Origin of the sequence: Legionella dresdenensis (assembly GCF_042649825.1) — a bacterium.
Taxonomy (GTDB): Bacteria; Pseudomonadota; Gammaproteobacteria; order Legionellales; family Legionellaceae; genus Legionella_C; species Legionella_C dresdenensis.
Genome location: NZ_JBHSAB010000001.1, coordinates 583,021 through 596,122, shown reverse-complemented (window position 1 = coordinate 596,122; position 13,102 = coordinate 583,021). Strand labels below are relative to the sequence as shown.

The following is a 13,102-nucleotide window of genomic DNA, read 5'->3' as shown; positions in this document are numbered from 1 at the left end:
AATAAAATAACCGCAGGGAGCACAATGCAATGAAAAATAAAGCCGTGAAAATACTGGTTGGAATAATATTGGCGGGTTCTTGTGCCTTTTCCTGCTTTGCTGACGAGGCGCAAACCAAAGCCGAGCCAGCACAAACTTTTCAATCTGTTTGTCTGAAAGCCTGGATGGAGCGTGCCGGGGAAATAAAAGATAAAGTTGATTTTCAAAATTTTGGCGAGCAATATTGCGATTGCGCTGCATTACAACAGCCCTTAAATGACAGTGAAGCGATTAATCATGCTTCACAGGTTTGCATGTCGCGTACACTGCTGGTTGACGCCATGAACAAACTGGATGATGACGAAGGGCTGGATAAAGCGACTAAAGACAATATTATGGAATATTGCCAGGATAGCTGGGCATTAGTTTATCCTGACATGAATGAAACAGTTAAACAGTCTGCCGAGGCCTATTGCGCCTGCGCTGAACCTAAACTGCTTGATCTGGCTACAAAATCAGGTGATATGACAGACAAACAGTTTAATGATGCAGTCAATGGCGTGGCTGCTACCTGCTCTGGTAAAACTGGAAAATAGCTATGGAATGAAGCCCGGGTTCCGGTTCTGTGAACCTGCACCCAGGCTATGTTTCACTGCATTCAGTTAAGAAATAATTGAATATTATGCAGGTGCAATCCCTAAAATTGAGCTATTAGTCGGTGTTAACCCATGTTGTTTAGCGTTTTTCCTTAGTAAATGGCTATAAGCTGGATGTTGGTAACCGGCATTTTTCTCAAGCTCTACAATAAACTTATAAAATTTATCTTTATTTATCTTTGATTGCGCAAAAATTCGAATTGTGCCGTAAGGATTATAATCACTCATTCCTTGCTCATTTTTCAGACCGCTACTTATCAGGCAAATGATTTCAAGTTTAGGTCTTTTTGAAAACAATTGCTTTAGAGCAGAACGCATTTCTTTCGTTGTTGAGCTGGTTGTATCAATGATTGCAATGTATGCAGATTTTTTTATTTGACTTAATAGAGATTTTTGCTCAAATTGGCTGTTATTACAAAAATTAAGATCAAAAAAAGTAATGTCCTGCTGTTTTTTATTCTTTGGCGGATCATTATCAATTTCTAGCGGAATAGAAAATCGGCTAATCGCTTCATTGGTTTCATAATACATAAACTGTGTATGATAAATGATATTTAATGTATCAATTTGATGCATATCAGCTAAATAACATTTGGCCGCAGCATAACATAATTGAATAGCACGCATCCCGGTTGCTGTAATCAATTTTTTAGCTGAAATGGTTATTGCTTTAGAGGAAGATAAGCTAAATTCAGTCTCTTCGTCTGAATCAGAACCATAACCATCGTCAATCTGCTCATCAGGGAATGAGAATGGGTGAAAGAAAAACTCTTTAATCCAGTATTCAAAAACGCAATGTAAATGGGTTTGGACTTTGTTAGTTATTATCTGCTCAATAACTGCATCATCCCCACCTAGCATAGTGGCAAATCTTTTCACTATCTTCCAATAATCCGGATCATCCAATGAATTTTGATGTTTCCAGGAAAAGGTACGCAAAGACTCTTGGGGTACTGCGAGTGAAAGTGATTTGCCCGATAAGGTAAAATGCTCAAAGAGATTTTGTAATGGCTTAACAAATGTTGCACTGAAATCAGTTTGGTTCGCTATAATTTCTGCTATGGGCTTTTGTAGGCTTAATATCGTTATTTGATTAATTAAGTATTCAACTGTATAAGGAGAACGAAAAATTTGAGTAGCAAATGAACGATTACTCGAATCACCTGGCGCCCAAAGCGTTTCCCATAAGGTTTTTTTAAGGGCAATAGAACACTTTTTTGCTTCGTTTGATTTTAATGTATTGTATTGCTGTAAGGTATTTTCAAGTTTTTTTGAACCAAATTTGATAGCAAAATGTTGCTGTTGATTCAATAGACTGTGTAATAAAATAATCGCATCGACTAAACAGTCCGCATAAGCAGCAGGAATTAACCCGAGCGATATTCGCAAACTTTCTCCGCACTCAGCAACTGATGGTCGCAAAGCATCAAAGCTCGACCTGCGATGAATTTCTATATTAACACCGCGTTCATAAGCTAATTTATTAGCAATAACAATAAAATAGATACTATAAAACTGAGTCCAGACTGAAGGATTTTTTTCTGCTGTCGGTTTGGGAAATGATAATAAAACACAGGGATAATTATTATCAGCATTAATTTTAATTTGTTCAATGCCAGCCATTAAAATTTTATCAACAATATCCTTTGCCCATCTTTTTTGGTAACCGAGCAAATAGTCATACCAGCAACTGTCATTCCAACTATCACGCTCTATATTTATCGGTGTAACTGCTTGACGATAGGTTTTAAAATGAAATGGATTATAAAAATTCCCGCTTTTAGGATAAATTCCTTTCAGAGTTTGAGGGTTGTTTCCTGCAAAAACCATGTCTTTTTGTTTGACACCTGCAAGTTTTTTTTTATTGCTGCGATGGTAGGTGTCGTAGCTGTGGGGATTGGCCATTTCATAAATACTGCCAAATCGCGCAAAAAATTCACAGCGCGGGAAAAATACCTGCTCAGTAATTTTTGGTAGATGATATACGATTGCTCCAGTTTTAGTGGATTCAATTAAGTTTTTTTCAGGTTGCGTTGTAAATTTTAAAACAGCTACAGGCATTTAAATTCCGGATAAAAGCCAGATTTTAACAGGATTTTGATTAAAAATAAATCAATTAAGATGCTATAGTAAGATATTTCCATTAAAGCAAACAGTAGATTCAAATAACCACAGGAAGCGTAATGCAATGAAAAATAAAGCTGTGAAAATACTGACTGGAGCAACTTAATAGCAGTGAGGCTGCGTTTACTCCATTAACTTTCATCCTGATTAAAATATCTATTGATCTGACTGCAACGATTTGGGATCATTAGCCAACAGCATTTTAATGGCGTAAGCATGAGCAAGTTGAGCGAGATTCCTATTGTTATAGAAAGCGGCAGAAAATATACAACTGCTAACGGTGTAGTAGCAATTAAAGACGGTATTAAGTCAATGGACCAGAATGCCGAGCGTCTGCCAAAACCGAAATGGTTACGCATTAGCACTCAAACAACCGCTAAATATTCTCAGGTTAAAGAGCAAGTCGTTCAGCATAGTCTGGCAACAGTATGTGAAGAAGCCAAATGCCCTAATATCACTGAATGCTGGTCACACGGCACTGCGACTATTATGCTTATGGGCGCGGTATGCACCCGGGCTTGCCGTTTTTGCTCCGTCGATACTGGTAATCCACATGGCTGGCTTGATCAGGATGAACCTGAAAATGCAGCCAATACCGTGGCCTTGATGAATCTTGATTATATTGTCTTGACATCCGTTAACCGGGATGATCTTGCCGATGGCGGCGCAAGCCATTATGCCAAAGCCATTCAGGCTATCAAAAGACGCAGCCCGAAGACCAAAGTAGAAGCGTTGACTCCGGATTTTCAGGGAAAAGAGCAGGATGTGGCAACATTGCTCGATAGCGGTGTTGATGTATTTGCCCAGAATGTCGAAACCGTAGAACGTTTGACCCATCCGGTACGTGATAACCGGGCAGGTTACTGGCAGACGTTAAATGTTCTTGCCTTTGCCAAACAATACCGCCCTGATGTGCTGACAAAAACCAGCCTCATGCTCGGTCTTGGCGAAACAGACGAAGAAATTATCAAAGCCATGGATGATATCCGGGCGTCTAATGTGGATATCCTGACGTTGGGGCAATACTTACAGCCAACCAGAAATCATTTACCAGTCGCCCGCTATGTGACGCCAGAACAATTTGTCAGATTCCGCGAAATCGGATTGGAAAAAGGGTTCTATGAAGTAGCCTCAGGGCCAATGGTTCGCTCAAGCTACCGCGCTGACAAAGTCTTCAAACGCGATAACCTGGGCCTGTAGGTTGGGTCGTTTGACCCAACAATACGATACTTGCGCTAAGCCAACTTCCTCAAATAATATGCTTCTACCTTCGGAAAAAATGGACCCAGCTTCCGCAGAAAATCATAAGCCATAAGCAACGCGCCCAGAGCAAAAACCACATCTCCCGGGAATCGTAACCATTGCCACAATAAAGTCGTGTTATAAAACTCAAGACTTCTGGAGTGAGCAAAACCATGCTCGTAAACATCCATTAACTGCGCCCATCCTATAGGGAAGAAATTGAGTACAATCCATAATAAAAGCCCGAAGTTATAGAGCCAAAATGCCCATGTACCCATACGATCACTCCACTGGATCGTGTCGCCTGCGGCATAGCGCAAACAGAAATAGACCAGGCCAAGGCCAAGCAGACCAAAAGCGCCGAATAATGCAGTATGCGCATGATTAAGCGTTAAAAAGGTTCCATGCTCATAATAATTAATCAAGGGGGCGTTGAGGGTTCCGCCGCCAAATACCCCGGCGCCGACAAAATTCCAAAACGAGGCGCCTAAAATATAGAGATAGGCCAGGTTATAAGTAAAAGCCCCTTGACGCTTGATAAGTTGACGATGTTCAATCGCATCGATAATCAACAGTACTAAAGGTAATACTTCAATAAATGAAAACATCGAACCCAACGGTACCCAGATATCAGGGGTTCCTGTCCAATACCAATGGTGACCTGTACCAATGACTCCACCTAAAAAAATCAGAATGGTTTCAAAATACATGGTTCGCTCGGCGAGAGTACGCGACACTAGGCCTGTTCCCATGAGCATATAGGCAGTAGCGCAAGCTGCAAAAAACTCAAATGATTGTTCTACCCACAGATGGACAACCCACCAGCGCCAGAAATCAGTAATAGTGAACGATTTTTCAATACCGGTTAAGGGAATCATTCCAAAACAATACAATACCGCAACGTTTGCTGTACTGGCCCAGAAAAGATGTTCTAACCGAATACGGCCGGTCCAGAATTGGACTGTTGCCTCTTTTGCTGTAGCCCAGCCAGGCCACATGCCGCGAAAAACGATAACACTCCAAAGGAATAATCCCAAACAAAACCCTATTTGCCATAAACGGCCAAGTTGCAAATAAGAAAGTCCCTGATTGCCCAGCCAAAACCAGTATTGATTGATATAACCCATTATTCCCAGATAATCGCCAATAATAGCGCCGCCGACAACAAAAAGAGTTACCCAAAATAACAGGCTGACTAAAAAGCCCTGACCTTTCGCCTCTTTTTTACTGATAATAGGCGCCATAAATACAGCTGCACTTACCCAGGAAAGAGCAATCCAGACGATTGGCGTTTGGATATGAACATCACGTAAAAAATTAAACGGTAAATAATCATTAATCGGGATACCGTAAAAACCTTCACGTTCAGAATAATAATGGGCCATAATTGCGCCGACGGTTATCTGCACCAGCAAAACCGCCGCAACAACAATAAAGTACTGACCTGCTTTACGCTGACTTGAAGTAAGCGGTTTAAAGTGGGTAAATATCGGTGTCTTTGGGGAATCATCTGGTACACTCAGGTAGCGATGATAAATGTACAGAATTGCGCCAAATCCCAGGAACACAAAACAAAAAGAAACCCAGGTCCAGTAAAAAGTGCCGGGCGTTGGATTATTTCCCATTGTTGGCTCGTAAGGCCAGTTGTTTGTGTACGAGCTATTTTGACCGGGACGATGAGCAATCGTTGTCAGAGAGGAATAAATCAGAAAATCGGCAGTTTGCAAAGCGCTTCGCTCATCCAGGCTATATGCCTTTGTCCAGCCAGTTTCCGGATCATGATTTAACAACGTATGGGCAATTTCCTGTTTCAGTTGTAAAATTGATTCGGCAACCGGATCAGGCAAAATACTGGTGGTTTCAGTTAATTGAATTTGTTGCAACGCCTGCTGCATATTTTTTCGAACTAAATATTGTTTCTCTTCCGGTAAAGCCGCATAAATGCTGCCATAATTTTTTTGTGCCATATTATCTTCAATGAGGCGGCCTAAACGCACTAAATATTTGGCAGTGTAGTCTTCACCAAAATAGGAGCCCATTCCATAAAGACTGCCGTAATCCATCAAGTCAGCCCGTTGAAATCCTGCTTTACCCTCAAAAATATCCGCTTCCGTCATAATGATCTGACCGGATTGGGTTTGAAATTGCTGCGGTAGCGGGGGAGCTAATTGGTACGTCTTATAAGTGCCCCATATCAGGACTATAAAACATACAATCGCAGTAAATAATAAAATCCACTTTAAAACCAGAGCGACCGGATCGTTAATTGCCTGAGAATCCTCAGGAGCCGCTACTTTATCTTGAATCATTGTTCCTCCTTAAGCTAAATTAATTCCTTTCCGAGCCAGTCTTGTCTGAACAAGTCTCGCAATCAGCAGCATAACACAGCCAATAGCAATAGTCCCCAACCCCATCCACCAATAATAATGTTGATAAATCAGCAAGCTGGCTTCGGGATTAGTGATATGTTCGGGAATTGCAACCAGCGCCGCCAATCGGCCAGAGATGGCATTGGACAATGCGCTTGCGAGATACCAGACACCCATAGCGAAGGCCATATTATTCTGATCACAATAAAGGCCAATCATACTTAAACCGATGGCGCTGACCCAGAGTTCGGCAAGGGTGATAAAAACATAGGTCAACGCGATGTAATTGCCATTTACCAGGCCGTAGTGGGCGTGTCTGGCAGCAAAGACCATAATTAACAAGGCAGCGCCTGCCAATAGCGTTCCGGCAGCGAATTGGTATGGAATAGTAAAGCGGGGAAATTTGCTATAAAAACCCGGCAGGTAAAAGCTTAATGCAATAATCAACAAAGGATTTAATAATTGGTAGTGTGCAGATGAAACACTAAAACCCACTAATTGCAAATCAGAATTGTTTTTGGCAAACAACACCATGGTACTATTCATCTGGTTATAGATAATAAAGAAAATAATCGCTTCCAGTATCAGGAAAATTGCCATTAACTGTTTGGTGCGCTGCTCGCCGTGCAGGATAAGCGTTTTTATAAAAAACCATACAATTCCCAGGGCGCAACCTGTTCCGATAACAATGCTGGCAAGATAAATATGCGAGTATGCTAATAAGGTAAAGAGATAAATGATTGCAATATAGGCTAGCAGCTTGTACCCTGTTTTTGCGGTCATGGGTAGCTTGTCTTTACCGATGATGACATTATCGTATAAGTGATAATTACGGGCGAAGTTCAGGGCTGCGATTGATTTACCAATAAAGGTCACTGTCAGGACTGATAACGGGCCAAACCGACTGTCAAGCAAAGCAGGGGCAATAAAAGTAGCGAGTAAAGCGCCGACATTGATTGCCATATAATACCAGGTCATGGCTGACTTGGCCTGAATGGCATCATCACTGTAAATACGTGAAATCAACCCGGAAGCGGTGCCCATGAGCAAGGAGTTGGTGGCTGGAACCAGCGCGTAAGCGGCAATAAATAATTTGTCGCTGAACGTGCCAACGGTATAACCGCTGAGCATAACCAGCAGGTAAGCAAAGGCAAGCATAACGCTGCCAAACAAAATTGCGCGCCTTACTCCGACCACCTGATCAGCCATAAAACCACCGAGTACAGGCATTAAATAACCAGTAGCCTGAGTAACGCCGATAAAAGCGTACGCCTGAGCCTGACTGTATCCGAGACCATGTTCAAGAAAAGGGCGGGTTAAAAATAAAATCAGGATGGTATTTAGCGCATAAACCGAAAACTGGCTCCAGAAGGTAATCAGGGCAATATTATTCGATTGCTTCTGCCGAATATTGCTGAGAGGCAAAAAATTATTCACGGCTTGCTCCACCACACAACTCCTTGTGTACGCTATCGGATTAATCAGAATTACATTTTTTGGGTAGTCTTGACAAGGGGGCTTCACAGCCCAGCCTATTTTCTCGCCAACACCACATCAATTATATGCGTATCATGATATGGAAAGGTAAATATCTTACTAAACAAACGCTTTAACCGTTCAATCAGAAAATTTTTAGGCAGCATACGCATCGAAATACTGTTTAAAAACCACGTGCCCTCAATTCCAAAGCGTGCCAGTTCTTCAATATCATTCAATGTAACCGGTATTTCCAGCCGGGTATGGTGAACAACTTCAAACTGATGTTCGGCAAAGGCATGCAGCAGCTGATCCTGACCTGTGGCAACCGTGGTATTCCGTACCATGGCTTTATAGTAATGACCGACAACACTACTGACCAGAGTGTCTTCCGCGATAAAATTAGCCAGATGCTGCTGGGCAACCGGAAAGGATTCATACGTGGTTGTGATCATGGAAAAATAACCATTGGCACGCGTTAGCAGATTCGCCTCATTAAACAGGGTATTAATTGGAATATAGGCATTAATAAAATGCGCAAGCACCAAATCCTGGCTGTTATGAGGCAAATAATGGCTGGCTTCTGTGGCACTGGCCTCAATAGTGGTCAACGGTAAAAGCTGACGTGCCCTTGCCAGCATCTCGCTGGATATATCAATACCCGTGAAATCAGCATCAGGCATAATTTCTTTGAGCTTACTTAAAAAAGCACCGTTGCCTACGCCGAAATCGAGAACCTTATAACCTGCCCGAGTACCCAGTTTTTCTTCTTCTATTTGTTCAATAGCCACATTGTGACTTTGGCTGATGGAGCCGAAACGATCAGCTGTCGCATAGCGGTTTGCTAATTCGTTATACATGGCCTTTAAGGACATGCAGCTATCCAGTTGTGAATAAACGTTGGGTCAGTATAACGTTAAATGGGGTGCTTTGGCGATAGTTGTTTTCTTTGTTGTGGTTTAAACGATTTGTGTCTATAATCGAGACCCTTAGGACAGATGAATAATTGAATATAGTTTTGTGAGAGTAATCAATGTCGATTCATACGCTCTGCGTTTTTGGAACACGTCCCGAAGCAATTAAAATGGCTCCAATAATCAAGGGATTAGAGCGTCACCCTGTAATTCGTAATAAAGTTTGCGTTACGGGTCAGCATAGACAAATGCTTGATTCCATGCTGGACCTTTTTAATATAACGCCTGACTATAATCTGGAGGTTATGGCTGCAAATCAAAGCCTGGCAGATCTTTCAGCAAAGATAATGACCGGTTTTAATACTCTCCTTTCTGGCGCATACAAACCTGACCTGATTCTCGTTCATGGCGATACAACAACAGCAATGGCTTCCGCATTGACAGCTTATTATCATCAAATTCCAGTCGCGCATGTGGAAGCAGGCCTACGCACGGGTAATATCTACTCTCCTTGGCCCGAAGAAATAAACCGTAGCCTGATTGGTAAATTGGCAGCGGTCCATTTTGCGCCTACGGAATTGGCTTATAATAACTTACTGAATGAAAACGTCTCCATGGAATCCGTTCACATCACAGGAAATACAGTTATTGACGCGCTTCTTGATATATCACATCAAATTGATGCTAATCCGGAGCTTGCATCAGATCTGCAGAAGCAATTTCCTTTTTTAACGTGTGAACGCCGATTGATTTTGGTAACAGGTCACAGGCGAGAGAATTTTGGCGACGGTTTTGAGCGAATATGCAATGCTTTAATAGAAACTGCCAAGTGTTTTCCTGAGGTTGATATCGTTTATCCTGTTCATCTTAACCCATCAGTGCGTGAGCCAGTGAATCGCAAATTAGCTGGTTTTAGCAATATTCATCTTATTGAACCGGTTGAGTACCTGTCTTTTGTCTATTTAATGAAATCTGCTTACCTGATTTTGACTGATTCGGGCGGAATACAGGAAGAAGCGCCGTCGCTTGGCAAGCCAGTGCTTGTTATGCGTGATACAACAGAGCGACCGGAGGCTGTGAAAGCAGGTGCTGTTCGTTTGGTTGGTACTGATACGCAGCGGATTGTAACAGAAATAACCGAGTTATTAACCAATGAAAAACGCTATTGGGAGATGAGTCACGTACGAAATCCCTACGGCGATGGTCAGGCAACAAGTCGAATTATTAATATTATTACCAGATTTATGTCTCATCTTCAGGCTGCTGAAGATTCAAGAAGCGGAGCAGCAGAGCCTGTTTGAAATTTGGTTATTTGTTAGAAATTATGGGAAAAAAAATGTCAGGTTTTAATCAGGAAAAATGTCGGTTCTCCAAAGTTTCAGTTATTGGTCTGGGTTATATTGGCTTGCCAACAGCCGCAGTAATTGCTTCAAGAAAAGTGAATGTGATTGGTGTGGATATTAATCAGCATGCCGTTGATACCATTAACCAGGGACGGATCCACATTGTAGAGCCAGAGCTGGATATCATAGTACGGGCAGCGGTAACCGAAGGGTACCTGAAAGCTACTACTAAAGTGGAGCCGGCGGATGCTTTCCTGATTGCGGTACCAACACCATTTAAAGATGATCATCAACCTGATTTAAGCTACATTCAATCTGCCAGTTATGCTATTGCACCCGTTTTAAAAAAAGGCGACCTGGTTATTCTGGAGTCTACTTCTCCTGTAGGCGCTACTGAACAGATGGCTGATTGGTTAGCACATGAACGCCCGGACTTACGTTTCCCCCAAACCCACGGTGATCAGGCTGATATTCAAATTGCCTATTGCCCAGAGAGAGTTTTGCCAGGCCATGTGCTGCGGGAGCTGGTACATAACGATAGAGTAATTGGGGGAATGAGTTCGAAATGTTCAGAGCAGGCCTTACAACTTTATAAAATTTTTGTTGAGGGTGACTGCCTGGTTACTAACTCCCGTACAGCAGAAATGTGCAAACTGACCGAAAACAGTTTTCGTGATGTTAATATTGCATTTGCCAATGAACTTTCTATCCTTTGTGATCGATTAAATATTAATGCCTGGGAGCTTATCAAGCTGGCTAACCGCCATCCCCGTGTTAATATCTTGCAACCTGGACCTGGTGTCGGCGGCCATTGTATTGCTGTTGATCCGTGGTTTATTGTAAGCAGCGCTCCTGATCTGGCGCGCCTGATTACAACAGCAAGACAGGTTAATGACAGTAAACCGGAATGGGTATTGGATAAAATAAATACTGCAATTATGGATTGTCTGGCCAAAAAACCAGAGAAAAAAGCCAAAGAGATTACGGTTGCCTGTTTTGGTCTGGCTTTTAAAGCCGATATTGATGATTTACGTGAAAGTCCTGCTGTTGAAATTGTAAAGAGAATTGCGTTAAGCCATCCGGGACGCATAGTTGCAGTAGAGCCCAATATTAGTGTTTTGCCGGCAGAATTATCGCAACATGTTGAGCTCACTAGTGGGGAGCATGCATTGGCTGAAGCTGATGTTGTGGTATTGTTGGTTGATCATCGTCCGTTTAAGGAAATGGCCAGTAGTTTTATCGGCGAGCATGCATTGATTGATGTTCGAGGAATTTGCTCTAAGTAAATAATATGCTAAATATCCTTATTCAGGCCTTAACATTAGGATCGGGGCTCCTGATCAATTTTTTCATACCGCTATTATTTGGTTTGGAAAAATATGGTTTATTTATTAAAGCAAATATTCTGGTTTTTCTGTTTCATAAATTTACTGATGTTATCAGTGAGCCTTTGATTAGCAATGTTGACAAAAAAGCATTGCTGCCTGTATCTTTTGCAGTCGGCGCGTTTGTTTTGGTATTGTTTTCTTGCACCAACATTTTTTTTTCAGCAGGTAGTCCATGGCTTTTAGCCTCAATGGTATATAGCAGCAGCGTATTGCTGGTCATGTATGCACAAAGGCTCCAAATGGCAATAGTGACTTATTTATCCGTTTTCATTGCTATTTTTATAATTCTTCTAAGTGTTGCTTATTTTAACCTCTATAATATTACAATTACTGAAATAATTGGAATTACCAATTCTTTACCGGCAACAGCTTGGTTGCTTTTTCTTTTATTGAACAAAAAAATTGAAGTCTCTTTTAATGGAATCTGGCATTCTGTTGCCAGCATGCTGAGAATTATACCCACTTTATTTTCTTTAACGTTAGTTAGTAATTTGTTTACCAATATCCTGCCTTTTTATTTATCGTTCATTTTCCCACCACAAGTACTGGGATTATTTCGGGTTCAGGTATCGATAGTGCAATCAGTCGTCGCAATCTTCCCGGTGAATGTAAAGGCAATTTCCGCCCATTTTGTACAGGCTGAAAGCGATGAGTTCTTGCTTGAAAAAATGACAAGGCTATCGCTGAATTATTTTTATTTACTAGCGTTTGTTGCTTACCTGTTTATAGGTCTTTATAAGGGCTATCAAGAATTTGCTCAGGTTTTTTTCATTTTACCTGTACTACATCTTTCTGTTATCCTTGAGCGCTATTTATTAGGTATAAAAAGAAGACAACAGCTGATTACGATTAATGTTATCGTTTCAATATTTGCTTGTATTGCTGTCCTGAAAGTTGATACATTACCGCAAATGATTTTGCTTTACGCATCCGGGATTGCCGCCTATTTGATGCTCATGCTGACAACAATATCATTCAGGCTAAAACGGATGATTGCTTTAATTGCTTTATCCGCGCCACTCTCAGTTTTTGTAGCTATGAATTCGGTTTCTCTTGGTTGTCTGATGCTGACAGCATGTATCTTTTCAGTATTTGCGCTTAGCCCAATTGATAAGAATGCCATCTCTCTTTTGAGGAAGTAATAGAATGAATGCGATTAAACTCTATCGGCTTGGCAGAATGTTTTACAAGCGGAAAATACCTTTTTTTCCTACTCTCATAAGAAATTGTATGTTTTTACTTTATAACTCCTATATTCCCGTTAGTGCGGAAATAGGGGAAGGAACCGTTTTTGCCTATGGGGCAATTGGCGTAGTTTTGCATTCAGATTCCAAAATAGGCCGCAATTGTGTAATAGGTCAAGGGGTAACCATTGGAGCGAAAGAAGGATATTTTTCTAAAGAAGTGAACCCGGCGCCAGTTATCGGCGATAATTGTTATATTGCTGCAGGCGCCAAGATTCTTGGGGATATAAAAATTGGTAATAACTGTATTATTGCAGCAGGCGCTACGGTATTATCAAGCGCCCCAGATAACTCCGTTTTAGTGGGAAGCCCTGCAAAAATAGTTAAATCCACCGAAATGGATTATTTGGCAATTAGATAAAGACAA

General features: G+C 41.5%; 10 protein-coding genes. 6 read left to right on the top strand and 4 right to left on the bottom strand.

Annotated elements, in window-relative coordinates:
- The first annotated feature begins 29 nt into the window (after nucleotides 1-29).
- Nucleotides 30-575, top strand: coding sequence for a hypothetical protein (locus ACFORL_RS02555; protein WP_382340772.1), 546 nt, complete (start codon nucleotides 30-32; stop codon nucleotides 573-575).
- A gap of 84 nt (nucleotides 576-659) precedes the next feature.
- Here ACFORL_RS02555 and ACFORL_RS02550 read toward each other — a convergent pair whose 3' ends face one another.
- Nucleotides 660-2,696: a hypothetical protein gene (locus ACFORL_RS02550; protein ID WP_382340771.1), complete on the bottom strand. Its 2,037-nt coding sequence runs from the start codon at nucleotides 2,694-2,696 to the stop codon at nucleotides 660-662.
- Nucleotides 2,697-2,975: 279 nt separating this feature from the next.
- On the opposite strand from ACFORL_RS02550, the gene lipA reads away from it, so the two are divergent.
- Nucleotides 2,976-3,959 (top strand): lipoyl synthase, encoded by a 984-nt coding sequence (lipA, locus tag ACFORL_RS02545; protein WP_382340769.1) that lies wholly within the window; start codon nucleotides 2,976-2,978, stop codon nucleotides 3,957-3,959.
- A gap of 35 nt (nucleotides 3,960-3,994) precedes the next feature.
- On the opposite strand, the gene ACFORL_RS02540 is transcribed toward lipA, so the two are convergent.
- The 3 genes from ACFORL_RS02540 to ACFORL_RS02530 form a co-directional block, all read right to left on the bottom strand.
- The gene (locus tag ACFORL_RS02540; RefSeq protein ID WP_382340767.1) at nucleotides 3,995-6,310 is read right to left on the bottom strand and encodes a nitric-oxide reductase large subunit; all 2,316 of its coding nucleotides are present in this window, start codon (nucleotides 6,308-6,310) and stop codon (nucleotides 3,995-3,997) included.
- A 9-nt stretch (nucleotides 6,311-6,319) separates the two neighbouring features.
- Nucleotides 6,320-7,822 carry a peptide MFS transporter gene (locus ACFORL_RS02535; protein ID WP_382340766.1) on the bottom strand — a complete coding sequence of 501 codons (1,503 nt, stop codon included), beginning with the start codon at nucleotides 7,820-7,822 and terminating at the stop codon, nucleotides 6,320-6,322.
- A gap of 80 nt (nucleotides 7,823-7,902) precedes the next feature.
- Nucleotides 7,903-8,721 carry a class I SAM-dependent methyltransferase gene (locus ACFORL_RS02530; RefSeq protein WP_382340764.1) on the bottom strand — a complete coding sequence of 273 codons (819 nt, stop codon included), beginning with the start codon at nucleotides 8,719-8,721 and terminating at the stop codon, nucleotides 7,903-7,905.
- 158 nt (nucleotides 8,722-8,879) lie between these two features.
- Here ACFORL_RS02530 and wecB point away from each other — a divergent pair, with 158 nt between their 5' ends.
- From wecB to ACFORL_RS02510, 4 genes are read left to right on the top strand one after another with little or no spacing between them, the layout of a single operon-like run.
- On the top strand, nucleotides 8,880-10,061 hold the full coding sequence (wecB, locus tag ACFORL_RS02525) for a non-hydrolyzing UDP-N-acetylglucosamine 2-epimerase (protein WP_382340762.1): 1,182 nt from the start codon (nucleotides 8,880-8,882) through the stop codon (nucleotides 10,059-10,061).
- Nucleotides 10,062-10,096: 35 nt separating this feature from the next.
- The gene (gene wecC, locus ACFORL_RS02520; RefSeq protein ID WP_382340760.1) at nucleotides 10,097-11,389 is read left to right on the top strand and encodes a UDP-N-acetyl-D-mannosamine dehydrogenase; all 1,293 of its coding nucleotides are present in this window, start codon (nucleotides 10,097-10,099) and stop codon (nucleotides 11,387-11,389) included.
- Between the two features lie 5 nt (nucleotides 11,390-11,394).
- Complete coding sequence (locus ACFORL_RS02515; protein WP_382340758.1) at nucleotides 11,395-12,633, top strand: hypothetical protein; 1,239 nt, start codon at nucleotides 11,395-11,397, stop codon at nucleotides 12,631-12,633.
- A 4-nt stretch (nucleotides 12,634-12,637) separates the two neighbouring features.
- The gene (locus tag ACFORL_RS02510; protein ID WP_382340756.1) at nucleotides 12,638-13,096 is read left to right on the top strand and encodes a serine O-acetyltransferase; all 459 of its coding nucleotides are present in this window, start codon (nucleotides 12,638-12,640) and stop codon (nucleotides 13,094-13,096) included.
- Nucleotides 13,097-13,102: the final 6 nt, after the last annotated feature.

Bases quoted from the DNA above. Each gene is read 5' to 3' on its own strand.
- ACFORL_RS02555 (WP_382340772.1), top strand. From the start codon at position 30: ATGAAAAATAAAGCCGTGAAAATACTGGTTGGAATAATATTGGCGGGT.
- lipA (WP_382340769.1), top strand. From the start codon at position 2,976: ATGAGCAAGTTGAGCGAGATTCCTATTGTTATAGAAAGCGGCAGAAAA.
- wecC (WP_382340760.1), top strand. From the start codon at position 10,097: ATGTCAGGTTTTAATCAGGAAAAATGTCGGTTCTCCAAAGTTTCAGTT.
- ACFORL_RS02515 (WP_382340758.1), top strand. From the start codon at position 11,395: ATGCTAAATATCCTTATTCAGGCCTTAACATTAGGATCGGGGCTCCTG.
- ACFORL_RS02530 (WP_382340764.1), bottom strand. From the start codon at position 8,721: ATGTCCTTAAAGGCCATGTATAACGAATTAGCAAACCGCTATGCGACA.
- ACFORL_RS02510 (WP_382340756.1), top strand. From the start codon at position 12,638: ATGAATGCGATTAAACTCTATCGGCTTGGCAGAATGTTTTACAAGCGG.
- ACFORL_RS02540 (WP_382340767.1), bottom strand. From the start codon at position 6,310: ATGATTCAAGATAAAGTAGCGGCTCCTGAGGATTCTCAGGCAATTAAC.
- ACFORL_RS02550 (WP_382340771.1), bottom strand. From the start codon at position 2,696: ATGCCTGTAGCTGTTTTAAAATTTACAACGCAACCTGAAAAAAACTTA.
- wecB (WP_382340762.1), top strand. From the start codon at position 8,880: ATGTCGATTCATACGCTCTGCGTTTTTGGAACACGTCCCGAAGCAATT.